We start from the raw sequence: 23,084 nt of genomic DNA, 5'->3' as shown, positions 1-23,084 counted from the left end.
CCCTTTTTATTCGCAGCAATGCACCCGCTTCGGGGACCCTGGTACAGGCAGGCCGGGAAATCCCCTTTTTATTCAAGCAACACCTGCTTTGGGGACCTCGGTACAGGCAGGCCGGGAATTCCCCTCTTTTATTCGTGCAGCCTCACCTGCACCTTCCAGCGCCCCGCGTCCTCTGCACCGGCCCACTCGCCACGCAGGGGGCGCGCGGCAATCAGGGTCAGCAGCAGACCCTCCTGGCTCTTCTGCAAACGCCACCCCACCGGCTTGCCCTGCAGCATCAACTGCCCGCGCTGGCTCTTGCCCTCGGCCTGGAACACCACGGCCACGGTACCCTCGACATTCTCGCCATGCAGCGGTGGTTCTTCGTTGAACCACAGATCCAACCCGTCCTGCACCACCGCCACCTGCTCGAGCACCAGCTCGTCCGGCGCGGTCAGGCGGCCGATCATCAGCCCGACCATCACCCCGACCAGCGCCAGCGACAGGATCATCCGCGGCATGGCCTTCGAACGCACATCGGGTTCGGAGGTAGAATGCCCGTCATCTTCATGCTTGGAGCCGTGCATGTTTCACGTCATCCTTTTTCAACCAGAAATTCCGCCGAATACCGGCAACATCATCCGCCTGTGCGCCAACAGCGGCTGCGCCCTGCACCTGATCGAGCCGATCAGCTTCGAACTGGACGACAAGCGCCTGCGCCGCGCCGGGCTGGACTACCACGAGTATGCCACGCTCAAGCGCCACGAAAGCCTGGCCGCCTGCCTTGAAAGCCTCGGCAACCCGCGGCTGTTCGCCTTCACCACCAAGGGTTCGCACCCGTTCCACGAAGTCGCCTACCAACCCGGCGATGCCTTCGTGTTCGGCCCCGAGAGCCGCGGCCTGCCGGCAGAGGTGCTGGACAGCCTGCCGGCCGAGCAGCGCCTGCGCCTGCCGATGCGCCCGGGCTGTCGCAGCCTGAACCTGTCCAATACCGTGGCGGTGACGGTGTACGAGGCCTGGCGGCAGAACGGCTTTGCCGGGAGCTGATCTTTAGCCTGTCATGGCCTCTTCGCGGGCAAGCCCGCTCCCACAAGGACTGCATCAACCTTGAAACCTGTGCAGTACCTGTGGGAGCGGGCTTGCCCGTGAAAGGGCCGGTACAAGCAACAAAAAAGCGCCCCCGAGAGGCGCTTTTTCAAGACCGGCAGTCTTACTGCACAGTCGGCGCTTCGCCAGCTTCCTGCATGCGCTGCATCTCTTGCGCGTACAGGGCGTCGAAGTTGACCGGCGACAGCATCAGCGCCGGGAACGAACCACGGGTCACCAGGCTGTCCAGGGTCTCGCGGGCGTACGGGAACAGGATGTTGGGGCAGAACGCGCCGAGGGTGTGGCTCATGGACGCGGCGTCCAGGCCCGAGATCAGGAAGATGCCGGCCTGCTGCACTTCGGCGATGAAGGCCACTTCGTCACCGTTCTTGACGGTCACCGACAGGGTCAGCACCACTTCGTGGAAGTCGCCTTCCAGGGCTTTCTGACGGGTATTCAGGTCCAGCGAAACGCTCGGTTCCCACTGCTGACGGAAGATCTGCGGGCTTTTCGGGGCCTCGAACGAGAGGTCGCGCACGTAGATGCGCTGCAGGGAAAATTGCGGGCCGTTGGCTTCGGCGGCGCCGTTGTTCTGTTGATCAGTCATGGCAGATCCTTTTCCTAATGTTCTTGAATGCAGTGCGAAATCAGGCCGCCAGCAGCGCGTCGAGCTTGCCGGCGCGCTCCAGGGCATAGAGGTCATCGCAACCACCGACATGCGTGCTGCCGATCCAGATCTGCGGCACCGAGGTACGGCCGGCCTTTTGGCTCATTTCGGCGCGAACCTGCGGTTTGCCGTCGACCTTGATCTCCTCGAACGCCACGCCCTTGCTCTGGAGCAAGTGTTTGGCGCGCATGCAGTAGGGGCAGTAGTCGCTGGAGTAGACGATGACGGGCTTCATATCACTTCACCAGGGGCAGGTTATCGGCTTTCCAGCTGGATACGCCACCGCTGAGCTTGGCAGCGGTGTAACCAGCCTTGAGCAGCTCGCGGCAGATGGTGCCGGACTGCTGGCCCATCGCGTCGACGACGATCAGGGTCTTCTCTTTGTGCTTTTCCAGCTCGGCCATACGGCTGACCAGCTTGTCCTGCGGGATGTTCACCGCACCGACGATGTGCCCGGCGGAATACTCCTTGGCAGGGCGGATATCGATCACCAGGGCCTTGTCGGCGTTGACCAGCGCGGTCAGCTGGCCGGTGCTCAGGCTCTGGCCGCCACGACGCACTTCGTTGATCAGCAGCAGTACCAGCAGAACGACGAAGATCGCCACCAGGATGAAGTGATCTGTCGCGAATTGAATCAGGTGAGCAACCATCGGGGGTGTTCCAGGCGATTGAAAATGGCGGCCAGTATACACAGCCCCCCATGACCGCCAAAGCCCGGCAGGCCGGAGGGATGGCAGGCTTCATGCTGCAAATCCGACTGCACTGGTCGGGCAAGGGGAGGAATATTCGCCGCAGGTGGCGTATTTGCCCTAAAATGCGTGTCTTTATCATCTTTGAACAACCGTGAGTTTGATTGATGACGAGTACGCCTAAACCTCTGGTTCTGATCATCCTGGATGGCTTCGGTCATAGCGAAAGCCCCGAATACAATGCCATCTACGCCGCCAACACACCGGTCTACGACCGCCTGCGCGCCACCCAGCCGCATGGTTTGATCTCCGGTTCCGGCATGGATGTCGGCCTGCCAGACGGGCAAATGGGCAACTCCGAAGTCGGTCACATGAACCTGGGCGCCGGCCGTGTGGTGTACCAGGACTTCACCCGGGTCACCAAGGCCATCCGCGACGGCGAGTTCTTCGAAAACCCGGTACTCACCGGCGCCGTGGACAAGGCCGTAGGTGCCGGCAAAGCCGTGCACATTCTTGGCCTGCTGTCCGATGGTGGCGTGCACAGCCATCAGGACCACTTGGTGGCCATGGCCGAGCTGGCGGCGCAACGTGGCGCCGAAAAAATCTACCTGCACGCCTTCCTCGACGGCCGCGACACCCCGCCGCGCAGCGCGCAGTCGTCCATCGAACTGCTCGACGCCACCTTCGCCAAGCTCGGCAAGGGCCGCATCGCCAGCCTGATCGGCCGCTACTTCGCCATGGACCGCGACAACCGCTGGGACCGTGTCAGCGCCGCGTACAACCTGATCGTCGACAGCACCGCCGAATTCACCGCACCCACCGCCCTGTCCGGCCTTGAAGCCGCCTACGCCCGCGACGAGAGCGACGAATTCGTCAAGGCCACGCGCATCGGCGATGCGGTCAAGGTTGAAGACGGCGACGCAGTGGTGTTCATGAACTTCCGCGCCGACCGTGCTCGCGAGCTGTCCCGCGTGTTCGTCGAGCCCGATTTCAACGAATTCCCCCGCGCGCGCCTGCCAAAAGTCGCAGCCTTCATCGGCCTGACCCAGTACTCGGCAAAAATCCCGGCCCCGGCCGCGTTCGCCCCGGCCAGCCTGGACAACGTGCTCGGCGAATACCTGGCGAAAAACGGCAAGACCCAGCTGCGCATCGCCGAAACCGAGAAGTACGCCCACGTGACGTTCTTCTTCTCCGGCGGGCGCGAAGAGCCGTTCGAAGGTGAAGAGCGCATCCTGATTCCGTCGCCGAAGGTCGCCACCTACGACCTGCAGCCGGAAATGAACGCCCCCGAGGTGACCGACCGCATCGTCGAGGCCATCGAGCAGCAGCGTTACGACGTGATCGTGGTCAACTACGCCAACGGCGACATGGTCGGCCACACCGGCGTGTTCTCGGCGGCGGTGAAGGCCGTCGAGGCGCTGGACACCTGCGTCGGGCGCATCGTCGAGGCGCTGGCCAAGGTCGACGGCGAAGCGCTGATCACCGCCGACCACGGCAACGTCGAGCAGATGGAAGACGAAAGCACCGGCCAGGCCCACACCGCCCACACCACCGAGCCTGTGCCGTTCATCTATGTTGGCAAGCGCAAGGTCAAGGTACGCGACGGCGGCGTGCTGGCCGACGTGGCACCGACCATGCTCAAGCTGCTGGGCCTGGAAAAGCCTGCTGAAATGACCGGCACTTCGATTCTGGTCGACGCCTGATCGCCGGCAAGCCGGCTCCCACAAGTGAATGCGCGCCTGTAGAAGCCGGCTTGCCGGCGATTGGCTCACAAAGCAGGTGAATTCCAGACAAACGCCCCGCCGCATCTGCCGCGGGGCGTTTTTTTTGCCGCGACGGGCGGGCATACTAGGCCGGTCTCCATCCCTGGTACGCCCAACCCCATGCTTCGCGCCCTTTTATTACTCGCCCTGTCATGCTTGCTCGCCCCGGCCTTCGCCGCCGACGATCGCGCACAGACCCAGCAGCAGCTGGACGCCACCCGCCAGGACATCGCCGAGCTGAAAAAGATGCTGGGCAAGCTCCAGGACGAAAAGTCCGGCGTGCAAAAAGACCTCAAGAGCACCGAGACCGACATCGGCAACCTCGAAAAGCAGGTGGAGGCGTTGCAGCAAGAGCTAAAAAAGACCGAGGGCGAGCTGGAGCGCCTTGACCACGAGAAAAAAAAACTCCAGAGCGCCCGCGTTGAACAACAACGCCTGATTGCCATCCAGGCCCGTTCGGCCTACCAGAACAACGGCCGCGAGGAATATCTCAAGCTGCTGCTCAACCAGCAGAACCCCGAGAAATTTGCCCGCACCCTGACCTACTACGACTACCTCAGCAAGGCCCGCACCGAGCAACTGCGGGCATTCAACGAAACCCTGCGCCAGTTGGCCAACGTCGAGCAGGACATCGGCCGCCAGCAGGAACAGCTGCTCACCCAGCAAGCCGACCTCGACAGCCGCCGCCAGGCCCTGCTCAGCGAGCGCGACAAGCGCCAGCAGGTGCTGGCCAAGCTCAACAGCGACCTGAAAGAGCGCGACCAGAAGCTGCAGGCCCGCGAACAGGACCAGGCTGATCTGGCCAAGGTGCTGAAAACCATCGAAGAGACCCTCGCCCGCCAGGCCCGCGAAGCTGAAGAAGCCCGCCAGCGTGCGCTGCTGGCCAGGCAGGAAGAAGAAAAACGCCGCAAGGAGCAGGCCCTGGCCGCCGCCCGCGACGAACAACCCGAAGAGCCGCCGAAAAAGGCCCGCACCACCCTGGGCCCGGTGGTTTCCAGCGACGGCGCCAACTATGGCGGTGCATTTTCTGCAGCGCGCGGAAAACTTCCATGGCCGGTCAATGGTCGATTGCTGGCACGCTTCGGTGATGCGCGCGGCAGCGATGCCCGGGCCAAGTGGGACGGGGTGATGATCAGCGCCAGCGCCGGCACCCAGGTGCGCGCCGTGCATGGCGGGCGCGTGGTGTTCGCCGACTGGTTGCGCGGCGCCGGACTTCTGGTCATTCTCGACCATGGCAACGGTTACCTGAGCCTGTACGGGCACAACCAGAGCCTGCTCAAGAGCGCCGGCGACGTGGTCAAGGCCGGTGAGGCCATCTCCACCGTCGGCGACAGTGGTGGCCAGGACAGCGCCGGGCTGTACTTCGCGATTCGCCAGCAGGGCCGGCCCGCCGACCCTGCGCAATGGTGCCGAGGCTAGGTACCGACTACTTTTACGGCGCGGTGATATAAGGCTGCGCCGATGCTCCCCCAGGGGGCGCCAACAGGATCAGGAGTTCGTTCGACATGCTGCACTCGCCTCGCCTCACCCAGCTGGCCCTGACCATCGCCCTGGTCATCGGCGCGCCCTTGGCCATTGCCGCCGAGCCGGCCAAGCCAGCCGTCGCCGCCAAGCCGGCCGCGGTACCGGCCACCGAGGTGACCGCCAAGGCACCGCTGCCGCTGGAAGAGCTGCGCACCTTCGCCGAAGTGATGGACCGCATCAAGGCCGCGTACGTGGAGCCTGTGGACGACAAGACCCTGCTGGAGAACGCCATCAAGGGCATGCTCAGCAACCTTGACCCGCACTCCGCCTACCTTGGCCCGGAAGACTTCCAGGAGCTGCAGGAAAGCACCAGCGGCGAGTTCGGCGGCCTCGGCATCGAAGTGGGCCAGGAAGACGGCTTCATCAAGGTGGTCTCGCCCATCGATGACACCCCGGCTTCGCGCGCAGGCGTGCAGGCCGGTGACCTGATCGTCAAGATCAACGGCGCCCCGACCCGCGGCCAGACCATGACCGAAGCAGTCGACAAGATGCGCGGCAAGGTTGGCGACAAGATCACCCTCACCTTGGTACGCGACGGCGGCACGCCGTTCGACGTGACCCTCACCCGCGCGGTGATTCAGGTCAAGAGCGTGAAGAGCCAGCTGCTGGAGAACGACTACGGCTACATCCGCATCACCCAGTTCCAGGTCAAGACCGGCGACGAAGTGGGCAAGGCCCTGGCCAAGCTGCGCAAGGACAACGGCAAGAAACTGCGTGGCGTGGTGCTGGATTTGCGCAACAACCCCGGCGGCGTGCTGCAGTCGGCCGTGGAAGTGGCTGACCACTTCCTGACCAAGGGCCTGATCGTCTACACCAAGGGCCGTATTGCCAACTCCGAACTGCGCTTCTCGGCCGACCCTGCCGACGCCAGCGAAGGCGTACCGCTGGTGGTGCTGATCAACGGCGGCAGCGCCTCGGCCTCGGAAATCGTCGCCGGCGCCCTGCAAGACCAGAAACGCGCCGTGCTGATGGGCACCGACAGCTTCGGCAAGGGCTCGGTGCAAACCGTGCTGCCGCTGGCCAACGACCGTGCGCTCAAGCTCACCACCGCGCTGTACTTCACCCCCAACGGCCGCTCGATCCAGGCCCAGGGCATCGTCCCGGACATCGAAGTGCGCCCGGCCAAGCTCACCGCCGAAGCCGACAACGACACCTTCAAAGAGGCCGACCTGCAAGGCCACCTGGGCAACGGCAACGGCGGCGCCGACCGCCCCACCGGCAGCAGCAAGCGCAAGGAACGCCCGCAGGACAACGACTTCCAGCTGAGCCAGGCGCTGAGCCTGCTCAAGGGCCTGAACATCACCAAGGGCGATTGACCTGCGGCCATGCGTTATCTGTTGTTCCTGCTGTGTTGCCTGTTGGCCGGAGTCGCGCAAGCGGCGCCGGCCAACAAGGCCTACCTGAGCATCATCATCGACGACCTGGGGCAAAGCCCCGAACGCGACAGCCGCACCCTCGCGCTGCCCGGGCCGGTGACCCTGGCGATCATGCCCGACACTCCCCACGCCACCGACTTCGCCCGCCAGGCCCACAAGGCCGGCAAGACGGTGATCCTGCACATGCCCATGGACCCGGCCACCGGCCCCTACGCCTGGCACCCCGGCACGCCCATCGAAGAGCTGGGCAAACGCCTGGACAGCGCCCTGGCCAAGGTGCCGTACGCCGCCGGCATCAACAACCACATGGGCAGCCGCATGACCTCTCAGCCCGAGCCCATGGCCTGGCTCATGGCCGAGTTGCAGCGCCGCCACCTGTTCTTCGTCGACAGCCGCACCAGCGCTGCCACCGTGGCGGCGGCCAAGGCTCAGGACATCGGCCTGGCCCATGTGTCGCGGGACGTGTTCCTGGATGACGTGCGCACCCCTGAAGCCATTACCGCGCAGTTGCAGCAGGGCATCGCCCTGGCGCGCAAGCAGGGCTCGGCGGTGCTGATCGGCCACCCCTACCCGCAAACGCTGGAGGTGCTGGAGCGTGAGCTGCCCCGGCTGAAAAGCCAGGGCATCGAGTGGATACCGATCCGCCAGATGATCGCCCAGCGTGGCAACCAGGCCATGCCCGCCCATGGCAGCCATGGCCGCTACCGCTGAGCCGGCTCAGTCGAAGCAGATGCCCCCTCCATCTGCTCCGCCCGCAGGTCGCCACGGTAGATTTCGATCCACTCCTGAGACGCGCGCACCACGCCCGGCGTGATTTCCACAGCAGCATGCCCCTGCCAGCAAATACTGGTCGAAGCGTTCGCTGACCTGCACCACGAAAAAAGGGCCCGGCTCTTGCGAACCGGGCCCCTCTGGCACCTCAGCACAGCATCAGCTGTACACACGCCCCAGCAGCTGGCGCTGGCTTTCGAACTGATCCAGCACGTCACGCACGATCTGCTCGCGGGTGAAGCCCATCAGGTCGTATTCCTGGCTGCCATCGTGCAGGTACACCTCGGCGCGGTAGAAACGCTGGCGCACTTCAGGCTCGCCTTCCACCGGCGCCTCGCTCGGCGCGGCCAGGTAGCCGTCCAGACACACCTCGTAGACGAACGGGTTGCCCTCTTCCATCATCACCCGCAGGCCCATCATGTTGCGCGACTGGCCTACCCGGGTTTCCACCTCGAAGCCCAGGGTGCCCAGTTGCTCGGCGGCTTCTTTAAGCGCCGGGCTGACCTGCTTGTCCATGAAGCGCTGTACCAGCGCCTGAGTGGGTTGCAGGTCCAGCTGGCTCAGCCGCTCGCTGAAGCCGCGCCGGCCACGGGCGGCCAGTTCGGCGCGCTCGTTCTCCACCGCCGTGTCCTGCTTCATGGCCTTGAGCAGGCCGAACATGAACAGCACCAGCACCACCGAGAACGGCAGGCCCGCCAGCACCACCATGGTTTGCATGGCTTCGAAGTTACCGGCAAACAGCAGGCCGATGGTCACCAGGGTGATCACCACCGACCAGAACACCACCATCCAGTGCGGGGCGTCTTCGTCCACCTGGCCGCCTTTGCACGACAGGTTGGCCATCATCACCGCGCCCGAGTCGGCCGGGGTAAGGAACAGCACGAAGCCGACGAAAATCGCCACGCCAATGACGATCTTCGCCGCCGGGAAGTATTCCAGCAGCTGGTAGATCGACATCGAGGGCTGCTCGAGCGCGGTCTTGCCCAGCTCCACGGCGCCGTGGTTCATCACCAGGTCCAGGGCGGTGTTGCCGAAGATCGACAGCCAGGCCAGGGTGAAGCCCAGCGGAATCAGCAGCACGCCGCTGACCAGCTGGCGCACGGTACGGCCCTTGGAGATACGGGCAATGAACATACCCACAAACGGGCCCCAGGAGATCCACCAGGCCCAGTAGAACACGGTCCACAGGCCCAGCCAGCGCTCGGACTTGTCGCCTGCGCCTTCGTACACGTACAGGTCGAAGGTCTTGAGCACGAAGCCGTTCAGGTAGTCGCCGACGTTCTGCACGAAGCCGTTGAACAGGTGCAGGGTGTTGCCGGCCAGCAGCACGAAGATCAAAAGGCCGCTGAACAGCAGGATGTTCAGGTTGGACAGGCGGCGAATGCCGTTCTCCACGCCCGACACCGCAGCGACGGTGGCAACGCCGGCCATCACCAGGATCACCACCAGCAGGTTGGTCTTGCTGTGGTCCATGCCAAACAGGTATTCCAGGCCCGAGGCTACCTGCATCGAACCGATACCCAGGTTGGTCACCAGGCCCAGCAGGGTGACGAACATGCCGAAGATGTCCACCGCGTTGCCACCGGCGCCCTTGACCCAGCGCTCACCGACCAGCGGGTAAAGCGCCGAGCGCAGTGCCAGCGGCTGGTTGTGGCGGTAGGCGAAGTAACCCACGGCCAAGCCCACCAGGGCGTAGATCGCCCAGCCGTGCAGGCCCCAGTGCAGGAAGGTCAGCTGCAGGCCCTGGCGCGCAGCTTCCAGGCTGGCCGGGGTGCCTTCAGGCGGGTTGAAGTAGTGGTCCAGCGGCTCGGACGCACCGAAGTACAGCAGCGAAATACCGATGCCCGAGGAGAACAGCATGCCGGCCCAGGCGCCGTAGCTGAAGTCCGGAGTGTCGTCCTTGCCACCGAGCTTGAGCTTGCCGAAGTCGGAGAAAGCCAGGTAGATGACGAACAGCAGGTAGCTGCAGATCACCAGCATGTAGTACCAGCCGAAGGTGCGGGTCAGCCACTTCTGGGCGACACCGAGCACTTCGCCGGCGGTTTCAGGTACAGCGATCAGCAGGGCAGTCAGAACGAGGATCATCATCGCCGAGGTGTAGAACACCACGCGGTTGACCCGTACCCGCTCGGCGGGGGGCTTTGTCAGGGAGGCAGAACTCATTGCACGAATGCTCCGGGGAGTGCGGCAGTGGAGGCTAATCAGTCATTTCCCGCGCAATTGGTGCAATAGCCCCACTGCTACAGGTGTTATAAAAGCACCCTGGAAACCGTGATCCCGAATCGAAACGCTGCAAAAAAGCAGACCGGTGAGCCGTGTTCGACCTGCGCAATCCGTCAGAAGTGCGCGCATTCGCCACAGCCGCCAGGCCCGCTCCAAGGGCCGACCGCGCAGCCTGTGACCGCGCGGCAGAATCTGCCTTTGCATCGCCCGTGCCCGTCAACGCCTTGTATTCCGGGGGTTACGCGATTTCCTGGGGTGCCAATCCGTGCGTCTTTGACCGCCTGAAAAACTGTCAATGGCACAAATTGTCGCAGAGCTTATTCTTTATTGATTGAACGTTCAATCAAAACAAAATAGACTGGCCTTCGCCGAGTCAGCCGCTTGTCGTCTGCTCGCAGGCCTGAGGAGAAAGCAAGATGCCCAAGGTCGGTATGCAACCCATCCGCCGCCAGCAGTTGATCGAAGCCACCCTGCAGGCGGTCGATCAGGTGGGACTGGGGGACGCCAGCATTGCGCTGATTGCCCGTTTGGCCGGTGTGTCGAACGGCATCATCAGTCACTACTTTCAGGACAAGAACGGCCTGATCGCAGCGACCATGAGCTACATCATGAAAATGCTCAGCGACGGCGTTGTCGCACGCCGCGCAGCACTTGAGGACGATGGCCCGCGAGCCCACCTGCAGGCGATCATCGAGGGCAACTTCGATGCAAGCCAGGTGAACGGCCCGGCAATGAAAACCTGGTTGGCCTTCTGGGCCTCCAGCATGCACCAGCCGTCTTTGCACAGGTTGCAGCGGATCAACGATCACCGCCTGTATTCCAACCTGTGCTGCCAGTTCCGCCGCGCCCTGCCGCTTTACCATGCGCGCAAGGCAGCCCGCGGCCTGGCAGCCCTGATCGACGGCCTGTGGTTGCGTGGCGCCCTGTCGGGAGATGCATTCGACACCGAACAGGCGATACGCATTGCTAACGAATACATGGATCTACAACTGGCTAAACAGCTGACCCTGGGCACACAAGACCAGGCCGCAGCCAAGCCGCGCGCAGCCACCGGCCAACCGGCGGGGGCGTGACGCGACAGCCAACCACACACTGCACTTGCGAGGACTTTATGGCCCGTTTCGGAACGCAAAAACTCTACATTGATGGCGCTTACGTCGACGCTGGCAGCGATGCCACCTTCGAGGCCATCAACCCGGCCACCGGCGAAGTCCTCGCCCACGTACAGCGTGCCACCCAGGCCGACGTCGAAAAGGCCGTCGAAAGCGCCGAGCGCGGCCAGAAAATCTGGGCCGCCATGACCGCCATGCAGCGTTCGCGCATCCTGCGCCGCGCCGTCGACATCCTGCGTGAGCGCAACGACGAGCTGGCCCAGCTGGAAACCCTGGACACCGGCAAGTCGTACTCCGAAACCCGCTACGTCGACATCGTCACCGGCGCCGACGTGCTGGAATACTACGCAGGCCTGGTACCGGCCATCGAAGGCGAGCAGATCCCGCTGCGCGAATCGTCCTTCGTTTACACCCGCCGCGAGCCGCTGGGCGTGACCGTGGGTATCGGCGCCTGGAACTACCCGATCCAGATCGCCCTGTGGAAGTCCGCCCCGGCCCTGGCCGCCGGCAACGCGATGATCTTCAAACCTTCGGAAGTCACCTCGCTGACCACCCTGAAACTGGCCGAGATCTACACCGAAGCGGGCCTGCCGAACGGCGTGTTCAACGTGTTGACCGGCAGTGGCCGTGAAGTCGGCACCTGGCTGACCGAGCACCCGCGCATCGAGAAAGTCTCGTTCACCGGCGGCACCACCACCGGTAAAAAAGTCATGGCCAGCGCCTCGAGCTCCTCGCTCAAGGAAGTCACCATGGAACTGGGCGGCAAGTCGCCGCTGATCATTTGCGACGACGCCGACCTGGACAAGGCCGCCGACATCGCCATGATGGCCAACTTCTACAGCTCCGGCCAGGTGTGCACCAACGGCACCCGCGTGTTCATCCCGGCCTCGATGAAAGCCGCCTTCGAAGCCAAGATCGCCGAGCGCGTTGCGCGCATCCGCGTCGGCAACCCGGAAGACGAGAACACCAACTTTGGCCCGCTGGTCAGCTTCCAGCACATGGAAAGCGTGCTCAGCTACATCGCCAAGGGCAAAGAAGAAGGCGCCCGCGTACTGTGCGGTGGCGAGCGCCTGACCGCCGGTGATTTCGCCAAGGGCGCCTTCGTTGCCCCGACCGTGTTCACCGACTGCTCCGACGACATGACCATCGTCAAGGAAGAGATCTTCGGCCCAGTGATGAGCATTCTGTCCTACGAGACCGAAGAAGAAGTCATCCGCCGCGCCAACGATACCGAGTACGGCCTGGCCGCCGGCGTGTGCACCAACGACATCACCCGCGCCCACCGCATCATCCACAAGCTCGAAGCCGGTATCTGCTGGATCAACGCCTGGGGCGAATCGCCAGCCGAAATGCCGGTCGGCGGCTACAAGCAGTCGGGTGTCGGCCGTGAGAACGGTGTCAGCTCGCTGGCTCAATACACTCGCATCAAGTCGGTCCAGGTCGAGCTGGGCGGCTACAACTCGGTTTTCTAAGCCGCGTATAGCCACGCCCGTGCCGCTGCGCACGGGCGTTCCCGCTCCCTGATCACCGCCAACACGAGGGTACTTGCATGTCCCAAGAATTCGATTACATCATCGTCGGTGCCGGCTCTGCCGGTAACACCCTGGCCACCCGCCTGACCGAAGACGCCGACGTCACGGTACTGCTGCTGGAAGCCGGTGGCCCCGACTACCGCTTCGACTTCCGCACCCAGATGCCGGCCGCCTTGGCCTTCCCGCTGCAGGGCCGGCGCTACAACTGGGCCTACGAGACCGACCCGGAGCCGCACATGAACGGCCGCCGCATGGAGTGTGGCCGCGGCAAGGGCCTGGGTGGCTCGTCGCTGATCAACGGCATGTGCTACATCCGCGGCAACGCCATGGACTTCGACGGCTGGGCTGAACTGCCGGGCCTGGAAGACTGGACCTACCTCGACTGCCTGCCGTACTTCCGCAAAGCGGAAACCCGCGACATCGGCCCCAACGACTACCACGGCGGCGAAGGCCCGGTCAGCGTGGCCACGCCAAAAGCCGGCAACAACCCGCTGTTCCACGCCATGGTCGAGGCCGGCGTGCAAGCCGGCTACCCACGCACTGAAGACCTGAACGGCTACCAGCAGGAAGGCTTCGGCCCGATGGACCGTTCGGTGACCAAGAACGGCCGCCGCTCCAGCACCGCCCGCGGCTACCTGGACCAGGCCAAGAAGCGCCCCAACCTGACCATCGTCACCCACGCCCTGAGCGACCGCGTGCTGTTCGACGGCAAGCGCGCCGTGGGTGTGACCTACCTGGTGGGTGACAGCGAAGAGCGCGTCGAAGCCCGCGCCCGCAAGGAAGTCATCGTCAGCTCCGGCGCCATCGCTTCGCCACAGCTGCTGCAGCGCTCCGGCGTCGGCCCGCGCGCCCTGCTGGAAAGCCTCGACATCCCGGTGGTCCACGATCTGCCGGGCGTCGGCGAAAACCTGCAGGACCACCTGGAGCTGTACCTGCAGTACGCCTGCACCCAGCCGGTGTCGCTGTACCCGTCGCTGCTGTGGTGGAACCAGCCGGCCATCGGCGCCGAGTGGATGTTCAAAGGCACCGGCATCGGCGCCAGCAACCAGTTCGAGGCTGGCGGTTTCATCCGTACCCGCCCCGAGTTCAAGTGGCCGAACATCCAGTACCACTTCCTGCCGGTTGCGATTAACTACAACGGCTCGAACGGTGTGAAAGAACACGGCTTCCAGGCGCACATGGGCTCGATGCGCTCGCCGGCCCGTGGCCGCATCCAGGCCAAGTCGAAGAACCCGCGCCAGCACCCAAGCATCCTGTTCAACTACATGTCCACCGAGCAGGACTGGCAGGAGTTCCGTGACGGCATCCGCCTGACCCGCGAAATCATGGCCCAGCCGGCGCTGGACCCGTACCGCGGCCGCGAAATCAGCCCGGGCGCCGACGTGCAAACCGACGAACAGCTGGACAAGTTCATCCGCGAGCACGCCGAAACCGCCTTCCACCCGTCCTGCTCGTGCAAGATGGGCACCGACGACATGGCCGTGGTCGATGGCGAAGGCCGCGTGCACGGCATGCAGGGCCTGCGCGTGGTCGACGCCTCGATCATGCCGCTGATCATCACCGGCAACCTCAACGCCACCACGATCATGATCGCCGAGAAAATCTCCGACAAGATCCGTGGCCGCAAGCCATTGCCGCGCAGCACCGCCAAGTACTACGTGGCCGGTGATGCCCCGGTGAAGGGCAAGCCGATGCGTGAAGTGAAGCAGGGGTAAGCCTGCACCGGCCTCTTCGCGGGTACTGCGCTGCCCTTGAGGCCAGAGCTATCCCTGTGGGAGCGGGCTTGCCCGCGAAAGGGCCCACACCGGCAACACAAGAAAAGGCACCTCTCGAGGTGCCTTTTTTCATATGCAGAAACGCTTTACAGCCTGCCAATTCATCAGGTTAGAATCGATTGGCACGCGACCTGCTAGCTCTACGCTTTCAAGGTCCTTTTTCCCCCGCGATGTACCGGAGTAACGCCTTTGGATGCGAGCACCATCAACAGTCTGTTCCTGATCGGCGCTCTGCTGGTCGGGGCCAGTATCCTGGTCAGCTCGCTGTCCTCGCGCCTGGGCATCCCGATTCTGGTCATCATTCTCGCCGTCGGCATGGTCGCCGGCGTCGACGGTGGCGGCATCATCTTCAACAACTACCCGACCGCCTACCTGGTGGGCAACCTGGCACTGGCCGTGATTCTGCTGGACGGCGGCCTGCGCACCCGGGTGGCAAGTTTTCGCGTGGCGCTGTGGCCGGCGCTGTCGCTGGCCACGGTCGGGGTGCTGATCACCACCGGGCTGACCGGCATGGTCGCCGCCTGGCTGTTCGACCTGAGCCTGATCCAGGGCCTTTTGATCGGCGCCATCGTCGGCTCTACCGACGCTGCGGCGGTGTTCTCGCTGCTCGGCGGCAAGGGCCTGAACGAGCGGGTCACGGCCACGCTTGAGATCGAGTCGGGCAGCAACGACCCGATGGCGGTGTTCCTCACCGTCACCTTGATCGACATGATCGCCAGCGGCCAGACCGGCCTGCACTGGAGCCTGCTCACCCACCTGCTGCGCGAGTTCGGCATCGGCAGCCTGCTGGGCCTGGGCGGCGGCTGGCTGATGCTGCAACTGGTCAACCGCATCAACCTGGCCGGTGGCCTGTACCCGATTCTGGTGGTGGCCGGGGGGCTGGCGGTGTTCTCGCTGACCAACGCCCTGCACGGCAGCGGCTTCCTCGCCGTTTACCTGTGCGGCCTGGTGCTGGGCAACAAGCCGATCCGCAGCCGCCACGGCATTTTGCACATGCTCGACGGCATGGCCTGGCTTGCGCAGATCGGCATGTTCCTGGTGTTGGGCCTGCTGGTCACCCCCCACGACCTGCTGCCCATCGCCGTGCCGGCGCTGGGCCTGGCACTTTGGATGATCCTGGTGGCGCGGCCGCTGTCGGTGGTGGCCGCCCTGCTGCCGTTCAAGGCGTTCCATGGTCGCGAAAAAGGCTTTATCAGCTGGGTCGGGCTGCGCGGCGCGGTGCCGATCATTCTGGCGGTGTTCCCGCTGATGGCCGGCCTGCCGGACGCCCAGCTGTTCTTCAACCTGGCATTCTTCATCGTGCTGGTGTCGCTGCTGGTGCAGGGCACGAGCCTGCCGTGGATGGCCAAGCTGCTGAAAGTCACCGTACCGCCGGACCCTGCGCCGATCTCGCGCTCGGCACTGGAGGTACACATCACCAGCGAGTGGGAGTTGTTCGTCTACCGCCTGGGCGCCGAAAAATGGTGCATCGGCGCCGCCCTGCGCGAGCTGAAAATGCCCGAAGGCACGCGTATCGCCGCGCTGTTTCGTGGCGAGCAGCTGCTGCACCCCTCGGGCAGCACGGTGCTGGAGGTGGGCGACATGCTTTGCGTGATCGGCCACGAACACAACCTGCCGGCGCTGGGCAAGCTGTTCAGCCAGGCGCCGCAACGCGGCCTGGACCTGCGCTTCTTCGGCGATTTCGTACTCGAAGGCGATGCCGAGCTGGGTGCGGTAGCCACGCTTTATGGCCTGAAACTCGATGGGCTGGACGCGAAAATGCCGCTGGCGCAGTTCATCCGACAGAAGGTCGGAGGCGCTCCAGTAGTAGGCGACCAGATCGAATGGCACAGCACGATCTGGACTGTCGCGGTCATGGACGGGAACAAGATCCAGAAAGTGGGCGTCAGATTCCCCGAAGGAACCCGGCCGAGCCCTGGGTTGTTCCTCTAAACTCCGATTTGCCTCGTCGCACAAGAATTCTGCCTATGTCCCTGCGCGTGTATAGCCGCGCAGCCCTGCTGGGGCTGTGCCTGACCCTGTCGTTCGCCGCCGGCGCGGCAGAAGTACCCACCACCCCCGGTATCCAGACCAGCCTCGACAAGATCGCCGAGCGCAAGCTGCCCGAAGCCGAGCAGAAGGCCGTGCAGCAGGTGCTGGAACAGACCCTGGCGCTGCTGGCCAGCAAGCAGGATAGCGAGAACAAGCTCGCCGCCCTCAAGCAGCAGCTGACCGGCGCACCCCAGCAGATCCGCGACAGCCAGCGTGAACTGATCAAGCTCAAGGGCAGCAGCAGCGCACCGGTGACCCAGCGCTATGCCAACCTCAACGTGCCGCAGCTCGAGCAGATGCTCAGCGAACGCAGCACCCAGCAGGGCGAGCTGCAGAAGGCCCTGAGCGAAGCCAACAGCCTGATCATCAACGCCCAGACCCGCCCCGAGCGCGCCCAGGCCGAAATCAGCAACAACCAGACGCGCATCCAGCAGATCAGCAACGCGCTCAAGGCCGGCAAGGACAATGGCAAGCCGCTGACCAGCGACCTGCGCAACCAGCTCAACGCCGAGCAGGCCTCGCTCAACGCCCTGACCCTGCTGCGCCGCCAGGAACTGGCCGGCAACAGCCTGCTGCAGGACCTGGGCAGCGCCCAGCACGACCTGCTGATCGAGCGCGCCGCGCGCCTGGAGCAGGAGATCCAGGACCTGCAGACGCTGATCAACAACAAGCGCCTGGCACAGTCCCAGCAAACCGTCACCCAGCAGTCGATCGAGGCGCAGAAGGCCGGTGGCAGCACCCTGCTGGCCAACGAAAGCGCGGCCAACCTCAAGCTCTCCGACTACCTGCTCAAGAGCACCGACCGGCTCAACGAGCTGACCCAGCAGAACTTGCGCGCCAAGCAGCAGCTCGACAGCCTGACCCAGGCCGACCAGGCGCTGGACGAGCAGATCAACGTGCTCAAGGGCAGCCTGCTGCTGTCCAAGATCCTCTACAAGCAGAAGCAGGCCCTGCCGCACCTCAAGCTGGACCGCGACCTGGCCGACCAGATCGCCGACATCCGCCTGTACCAGTTCGAGATCAACCAGCAGCGCGAGCAGATGAGCAGCCCGTCCAGTTACGTCGACAAGCTGCTCGCCAGCCAGCCCCAAGAGGATGCAAGCCCTGCCCTGCGCAAAGCTCTGCTGGAGGTGGCGATCACCCGCAGCGACCTGCTCGAGCGGCTCAACCGCGAACTCTCGGCGCTGCTCAACGAATCGATCACCCTGCAGCTGAACCAGAAGCAGCTGCTGGGTACCGCGCAGAACCTGCGCACCACCCTCGAAGAGCAGATGTTCTGGATCCCCAGCAACAAGCCGCTGGACTGGGAATGGCTGCAGTTTGTGCCGCAGCGCCTGGCCGACCAGGTCGCCAGCCTGCCCTGGGGCTCGGGCATAAGCGAAGTGGCCGACGGGCTGATCCAGCGCCCGCTGCTGTTCCTGCCGCTACTGCTGGTGATCGGCGCGCTGCTGTGGCGGCGCAAGGCGCTGTACCGGCGCCTGGGCAAGGTCCACCAGGACATCGGCCACTTCAAGCGCGACAGCCAGTGGCACACGCCCCAGGCGATCCTGGTCAACATCCTGCTGGCGATGCCCCTGGCGCTGGCCCTGGCCCTGGGCAGCTACGCCCTGCAGATCGACGCCCGCGGGCAGAACGCCAACCTGGGCGCCGCCCTGTGGCAACTGGCCCAGGCCTGGCTGGTGTTCTATACCGCGTATCGCATCCTCGCCCCGGGCGGGGTGGCCGAAATCCACTTCCGCTGGCACAAGCCGCAGGTCGAATTCCTGCGCGGCTGGGTGCGCCGCCTGGGCACCGTGGTGCTGGCCCTGGTGGGCGTGGTGGCAGTGGCCGAGCACCAGCCCTCGGCGCTGGCCGACGACGTGCTGGGCATCGGCGTGGTGCTGACCTGCTATGCGCTGATGGCCTGGCTGCTCAGCCGCCTGCTGCTGAGCAGCCCGGCGCACCGTGACACCTCGCTGTTTCGCAAGGCGGTCGGGGTGGCCTTCACCGCCCTGCCCATCGCGTTGTTCGTGGCGGTGTGCTTCGGCTACTACTACACGGCCCTGAAGCTCACCGACCGGCTCATCTACACCCTGTACCTGCTGCTGTTCTGGCTGGTGATCGAGGCCGCATTCGTGCGCGGCCTGTCGGTGGCGGCGCGGCGCCTGGCCTACCAGCGTGCGCTGAGCAAGCGCCAGGCCGCCAAGGAAGGTTTGGATGGCGAGGTGGTGATCGAGGAGCCGACGCTGGACATCGAACAGGTCAACCAGCAGTCGCTGCGCCTGATTCGCCTGGCCCTGCTCGGCGGCTTCATCGCCGGGCTGTACTGGGTATGGGCCGACCTGATCAGCGTGTTCTCCTACCTCAACAACGTCACCCTGTACGAGTACAGCAGCGGCACCGGCGCCACCGCCAGCATGGTGCCGATCAGCCTCGGCGACCTGCTCGGCGCGCTGGTGATCGCCGGCATCACCATTGCCCTGGCCAGCAACCTGCCGGGCCTGCTGGAGGTGCTGGTGCTGTCGCGCCTGAGCCTGGCCCAGGGCAGTGCCTACGCCATCACTACGCTGCTGTCGTACGTGATCGTCGGGGTGGGCATCGTCAGCACCCTGGCAACACTCGGGGTGAGCTGGGACAAGCTGCAATGGCTGGTGGCCGCGCTGTCGCTGGGGCTGGGTTTCGGCATGCAGGAGATCTTCGCCAACTTCATCTCCGGCATCATGATTTTGTTCGAACGCCCGGTGCGCATCGGCGACACCATCACCATCGGCAACCTGTCCGGCACGGTGAGCAAGATCCGCATCCGCGCCACCACCATCACCGACTTCGACCGCAAGGACATCATCGTCCCCAACAAGACCTTCATCACCGGCCAGCTGATCAACTGGTCGCTGACCGACACCGTCACCCGGGTGACGCTGAAGCTGGGTATCGACTACGGCTCGGACCTGGACCTGGTGCGCGCCCTGCTGCTCAAAGGCGCCCACGACAACCCGCGGGTACTCAAGGACCCGGAGCCGATCGTGTACTTCCTCAACTTCGGCGAAAGCGCGCTGGACCACGAGCTGCGCATGCACGTGCGCGACCTGGGCGACCGCAACCCGACCCTGGACGAGGTCAACCGCTACATCGACCGCGAGTTCAAGGCCCACGGCATCAAGATCTCGGTGCGCCAGGTGGAGGTGTTCCTGATGGACACCCAGGGTGGCAAGCAGCAGTTGATTCCGATGGAACAGCCGAAATCGGATGGCACGGGTTCGGCCTGAACAGGCTCGGATACTTTATTCTGTGCACAATCCCCGCGAGGGCTTCGCCCTCGTTCGCGGGTAAACCCGCTCCCACAGGCTTGGCAATATCCCTGTGGGAGCGGGTTTACCCGCGAAGGGCCGCAAAGCGGCCCCAATGGCACGACACCCAGGAGCCGGCCCCGTGAAGTCCCTCGACCACCTCAGCTTCGACAACCGCTTCGCCCGCCTGGGCGATGCCTTCTCCACCGAGGTTCTGCCCGACCCCATCGCCGAGCCGCGCCTGGTGGTGGCGAGCGAGTCGGCCATGGCCCTGCTCGACCTCGACCCGGCCCAGGCCCATGAGCCGGTATTCGCCGAGCTGTTCAGCGGCCACAAGCTGTGGGCCGAAGCCGAGCCGCGGGCGATGGTCTACTCCGGCCACCAGTTCGGCTCGTACAACCCGCGCCTGGGCGATGGCCGCGGGCTGCTGCTGGGCGAGGTGGTCAACGACGCCGGCGAGCACTGGGACCTGCACCTCAAGGGCGCCGGCCAGACCCCTTACTCGCGCATGGGCGATGGCCGCGCCGTGTTGCGCTCGTCGATCCGCGAATTCCTCGCAAGCGAAGCGCTGCACGCCCTCGGCATCCCCAGCAGCCGGGCGCTGTGCGTGATCGGCTCGAGCACCCCGGTATGGCGCGAAACCCGCGAGAGCGCGGCCATGCTGCTGCGCCTGGCGCAGAGCCATGTGCGTTTCGGCCACTTCGAGTACTTCTACTACACCCAGCAGCCCGAGCAGCAGCGCGTGCTGATCGACCATGTGCTGCGCGAGCACTACCCCGAGTGCGCTGATGCCGAGCAGCCGTACCTGGCCATGTTCCGCAGCATCGTCGAGCGCAACGCCGAGCTGATCGCCCGCTGGCAGGCCTACGGCTTCTGCCATGGGGTGATGAACACCGACAACATGTCGATCCTGGGCATCACCTTCGACTTCGGCCCCTACGCCTTCCTCGACGACTTCGACGCCAACTTCATCTGCAACCACTCCGACGACCGTGGCCGCTACAGCTACGCCAACCAGGTGCCCATCGCCCACTGGAACCTAAGCGCCCTGGCCCAGGCCCTGACCACAGTCATCGAGGTTGAGCCGCTCAAAGAGGCACTGGGGCTGTTTTTGCCGCTGTACCAGGCCCATTACCTCGACCTGATGCGCCGCCGGCTGGGCCTGACCTGCGCCGAGGACGACGACATGGCGCTGGTGGAGCGCCTGTTGCAGTGCATGCAGAGCGGCGGCGTGGATTACACGCTGTTCTTCCGCCGCCTTGGCGAGCAGCCGGTGGCAGAGGCGTTGCAGGTGGTGCGTGACGACTTCATCGACCTGGCCGGGTTCGATGCCTGGGGCGCCGATTACCTGGCGCGCTGCCAGCGCGAGCCAGATAATGCCGAAGGCCGACGCGAACGCATGCATGGGGTGAACCCGCTGTACGTGCTGCGCAACTACCTGGCGCAGAAGGCCATCGAGGCGGCTGAGGGGGGTGATTACAGTGAGGTGCGGCGCTTGCACCAGGTGCTGAGCAAGCCGTTCGACGAGCAGGAAGGCATGCAGGCATATGCAGAGCGGCCACCGGAGTGGGGCAAGCACCTGGAAATCAGCTGCTCATCCTGACCTGTAGGAGCGGGCTTGCCCCGCGATAGCGTCAGCCGCTACAACAACACTGCCTGATCTGACGCCATCGCGGGGCAAGCCCGCTCCCACGATGGCCAAAGGAGCTATACATGACTGCACCCTTGGTTATCCCCTGCCCCCACTGCAATGGCCTCAGCCGCCTGCCCGCCGAACGCCTGGGCGACAACCCGAAATGCGGCCGCTGCAAGCAGGACATGCTGCTGCCCCGCCCCTTCGACCTCAGCGAAGCCAACTACAGCGCCCAGATCAAGGGCGACCTGCCGCTGCTGCTGGATGTGTGGGCCGACTGGTGCGGGCCGTGCAAGAGCTTCGCCCCGGTGTTCGAGCAGGCCGCGCGCCAGCTCAGCGGCCGCTGCCGGCTGGCCAAGCTGGACAGCGAAGCCAACCGCAACCTGGCCGGGCAATTGGGCATTCGCTCGATCCCCAGTTTGATCCTGTTCAGGAACGGGCGCGAAGTGGCGCGTCAGGCGGGGGCGTTTCCGTTACAGTCGCTGCTGGAGTGGTTGCGCGGGCAAGGGGTTTGAGGGGATTGCGTTGGGGCTGACAGGTGTTCGGCAAAAGCCTTGCAGCGCCTGTCAGATCGAGCGCCGCCCGCGCGGCGCTTCGCGGGCAAGCCCGCTCCCACAGTTTATTTCAGGCCAGTCTCTCCTGTTCCGGTAGAGGGACCGCCCTGTTGGTTCGCCGCCATAGCAGCATGTGCGCCAAGACTGCCCCACATGACGCAGGGCATGCACCGGGGTGCACAGCAGTACTTTCACAGGAATATCTGGCCCGAAACAAACTGTGGGAGCGGGCTTGCCCGCGAAGCGCCGCGCGGGCGGCGCTCGATTTCATAGGCGCTAAAAAACCTTCGGCGAACACCTGAAAATCCTCAAGCACTCCTCTCCAGCAAATCATGCAACTCGACAAACTGCTGGGTCAGCTTGTGCCGTGGCTCCAGATGAATCAGCGGCAGGCTGGCATGGTGCGATTCGCGCATCTTCACCGAGCTACCCAGGTACACCGGCAACACCGGCAAACCCTCGGCCAGCAGCTCGTCGAGCATCTGCTGGGGCAGGCTGGCCCGTGACTGGAACTGGTTGACCACGATGCCCTCGACCACCAGCTCGTCGTTGTGGTCTTCCTTCAATTCATCGATTTCGGCCAGCAGGCCGTACAGCGCCTGGCGCGAGAAACTGTCGCAGTCGAAGGGAATCAGCACGCGATCAGCGGCGATCAGCGCAGAAACTGCGTAAAAATTAAGGGCCGGCGGAGTATCGATGTAGATCCGGTCGTAGTCATCGTCCAGCTCTTCGAGCAGTTTGCGCAGCTTGTTGATCTTGTGCTTGGCCTCAAGCTTGGGCTGCAGGTCGGCCAGCTCCGCCGTGGCGGTGACCACATGCAGGTTGTCGAACGGGGTTTCGTAGATATCGACCTTGTTCTTCTTGGCGAACGGGCCGCTGGACAGCGACTGCTTGAAGAAGTCGGCAATGCCCATGGGGATGTCGTCGCCGGTCAGGCCGGTGAGGTACTGGGTGGAGTTGGCCTGGGCATCCAGGTCGATCAGCAGGGTCCGGTAGCCTTCACTGGCGCTCACCGCCGCCAGGTTGCAGGCAATGCTCGACTTGCCCACGCCACCTTTCTGATTGAATACCACGCGCCGCATGTCAGACCTCCGTGTATCAAC

The 23,084-nt window shown here is 64.5% G+C and carries 18 protein-coding genes and 1 pseudogene; 12 read left to right on the top strand and 7 right to left on the bottom strand.

Annotated elements, in window-relative coordinates:
• Positions 1-128: 128 nt before the first annotated feature.
• Entirely contained in the window at positions 129-566 is a 438-nt protein-coding gene (locus tag KSS93_RS03845; protein WP_217887222.1) for a hypothetical protein, read from the bottom strand.
• Between KSS93_RS03845 and trmL the strand changes: the two genes are divergently transcribed.
• A complete protein-coding gene (trmL, locus tag KSS93_RS03840) occupies positions 565-1,026 on the top strand; it encodes a tRNA (uridine(34)/cytosine(34)/5-carboxymethylaminomethyluridine(34)-2'-O)-methyltransferase TrmL (RefSeq protein ID WP_217887221.1) in 462 nt (153 codons plus the stop codon). The two genes, KSS93_RS03845 and trmL, sit on opposite strands and share 2 nt — an antisense overlap.
• A 163-nt stretch (positions 1,027-1,189) precedes the next feature.
• Here the strand turns inward: trmL and secB are convergent, their stop codons facing one another.
• Genes secB through KSS93_RS03825 form a run of 3 tightly spaced genes read right to left on the bottom strand, consistent with a single transcriptional unit; the run spans position 1,190 to position 2,382 of the window.
• Positions 1,190-1,672 carry a protein-export chaperone SecB gene (secB, locus tag KSS93_RS03835; protein WP_217840721.1) on the bottom strand — a complete coding sequence of 161 codons (483 nt, stop codon included), beginning with the start codon at positions 1,670-1,672 and terminating at the stop codon, positions 1,190-1,192.
• 40 nt (positions 1,673-1,712) lie between these two features.
• A complete protein-coding gene (gene grxC / locus KSS93_RS03830; RefSeq protein ID WP_138220426.1) occupies positions 1,713-1,967 on the bottom strand; it encodes a glutaredoxin 3 in 255 nt (84 codons plus the stop codon).
• Position 1,968: 1 nt separating this feature from the next.
• On the bottom strand, positions 1,969-2,382 hold the full coding sequence (locus KSS93_RS03825) for a rhodanese-like domain-containing protein (protein ID WP_217840722.1): 414 nt from the start codon (positions 2,380-2,382) through the stop codon (positions 1,969-1,971).
• A gap of 206 nt (positions 2,383-2,588) precedes the next feature.
• Here KSS93_RS03825 and gpmI point away from each other — a divergent pair, with 206 nt between their 5' ends.
• The 4 genes from gpmI to KSS93_RS03805 all read left to right on the top strand — a co-directional run bounded on the left by gpmI (position 2,589) and on the right by KSS93_RS03805 (position 7,795).
• Positions 2,589-4,124 (top strand): 2,3-bisphosphoglycerate-independent phosphoglycerate mutase, encoded by a 1,536-nt coding sequence (gpmI, locus tag KSS93_RS03820; RefSeq protein WP_217887220.1) that lies wholly within the window; start codon positions 2,589-2,591, stop codon positions 4,122-4,124.
• A 180-nt stretch (positions 4,125-4,304) separates the two neighbouring features.
• Positions 4,305-5,603 carry a murein hydrolase activator EnvC family protein gene (locus KSS93_RS03815; protein WP_217887219.1) on the top strand — a complete coding sequence of 433 codons (1,299 nt, stop codon included), beginning with the start codon at positions 4,305-4,307 and terminating at the stop codon, positions 5,601-5,603.
• A gap of 86 nt (positions 5,604-5,689) precedes the next feature.
• Positions 5,690-7,024 carry a S41 family peptidase gene (locus KSS93_RS03810; protein WP_217840725.1) on the top strand — a complete coding sequence of 445 codons (1,335 nt, stop codon included), beginning with the start codon at positions 5,690-5,692 and terminating at the stop codon, positions 7,022-7,024.
• Between the two features lie 9 nt (positions 7,025-7,033).
• A complete protein-coding gene (locus tag KSS93_RS03805) occupies positions 7,034-7,795 on the top strand; it encodes a divergent polysaccharide deacetylase family protein (RefSeq protein ID WP_217887218.1) in 762 nt (253 codons plus the stop codon).
• A gap of 219 nt (positions 7,796-8,014) precedes the next feature.
• Here the strand turns inward: KSS93_RS03805 and KSS93_RS26840 are convergent, their stop codons facing one another.
• The gene (locus KSS93_RS26840) at positions 8,015-8,371 is read right to left on the bottom strand and encodes a hypothetical protein (RefSeq protein ID WP_437182107.1); all 357 of its coding nucleotides are present in this window, start codon (positions 8,369-8,371) and stop codon (positions 8,015-8,017) included.
• 46 nt (positions 8,372-8,417) lie between these two features.
• Positions 8,418-9,943: pseudogene (locus tag KSS93_RS03800) on the bottom strand (BCCT family transporter); the annotation flags it as partial.
• A gap of 551 nt (positions 9,944-10,494) precedes the next feature.
• On the opposite strand from KSS93_RS03800, the gene betI reads away from it, so the two are divergent.
• The 7 genes from betI to trxC all read left to right on the top strand — a co-directional run bounded on the left by betI (position 10,495) and on the right by trxC (position 21,942).
• On the top strand, positions 10,495-11,151 hold the full coding sequence (gene betI / locus KSS93_RS03795) for a transcriptional regulator BetI (protein WP_217887216.1): 657 nt from the start codon (positions 10,495-10,497) through the stop codon (positions 11,149-11,151).
• A gap of 38 nt (positions 11,152-11,189) precedes the next feature.
• On the top strand, positions 11,190-12,662 hold the full coding sequence (betB, locus tag KSS93_RS03790) for a betaine-aldehyde dehydrogenase (protein WP_217887215.1): 1,473 nt from the start codon (positions 11,190-11,192) through the stop codon (positions 12,660-12,662).
• Positions 12,663-12,739: 77 nt separating this feature from the next.
• Positions 12,740-14,437 (top strand): choline dehydrogenase, encoded by a 1,698-nt coding sequence (betA, locus tag KSS93_RS03785; RefSeq protein ID WP_217887214.1) that lies wholly within the window; start codon positions 12,740-12,742, stop codon positions 14,435-14,437.
• Positions 14,438-14,686: 249 nt separating this feature from the next.
• Positions 14,687-16,429 carry a potassium/proton antiporter gene (locus tag KSS93_RS03780; protein ID WP_217887213.1) on the top strand — a complete coding sequence of 581 codons (1,743 nt, stop codon included), beginning with the start codon at positions 14,687-14,689 and terminating at the stop codon, positions 16,427-16,429.
• A 35-nt stretch (positions 16,430-16,464) separates the two neighbouring features.
• Entirely contained in the window at positions 16,465-19,773 is a 3,309-nt protein-coding gene (mscK, locus tag KSS93_RS03775) for a mechanosensitive channel MscK (RefSeq protein WP_217887212.1), read from the top strand.
• A gap of 163 nt (positions 19,774-19,936) precedes the next feature.
• Positions 19,937-21,397, top strand: coding sequence for a protein adenylyltransferase SelO (selO, locus tag KSS93_RS03770; protein ID WP_217887211.1), 1,461 nt, complete (start codon positions 19,937-19,939; stop codon positions 21,395-21,397).
• Positions 21,398-21,507: 110 nt separating this feature from the next.
• The gene (trxC, locus tag KSS93_RS03765) at positions 21,508-21,942 is read left to right on the top strand and encodes a thioredoxin TrxC (protein WP_217887210.1); all 435 of its coding nucleotides are present in this window, start codon (positions 21,508-21,510) and stop codon (positions 21,940-21,942) included.
• 347 nt (positions 21,943-22,289) lie between these two features.
• On the opposite strand, the gene KSS93_RS03760 is transcribed toward trxC, so the two are convergent.
• Positions 22,290-23,063, bottom strand: coding sequence for a ParA family protein (locus KSS93_RS03760; protein WP_217887209.1), 774 nt, complete (start codon positions 23,061-23,063; stop codon positions 22,290-22,292).
• Positions 23,064-23,084: the final 21 nt, after the last annotated feature.

It is taken from the genome of Pseudomonas xanthosomatis (assembly GCF_019139835.1).
Lineage (GTDB): Bacteria > Pseudomonadota > Gammaproteobacteria > Pseudomonadales > Pseudomonadaceae > Aquipseudomonas > Aquipseudomonas fakonensis.
Note: the sequence above shows the minus strand (reverse complement) of the source record. Positions and strands in the feature narration are given on the sequence as shown.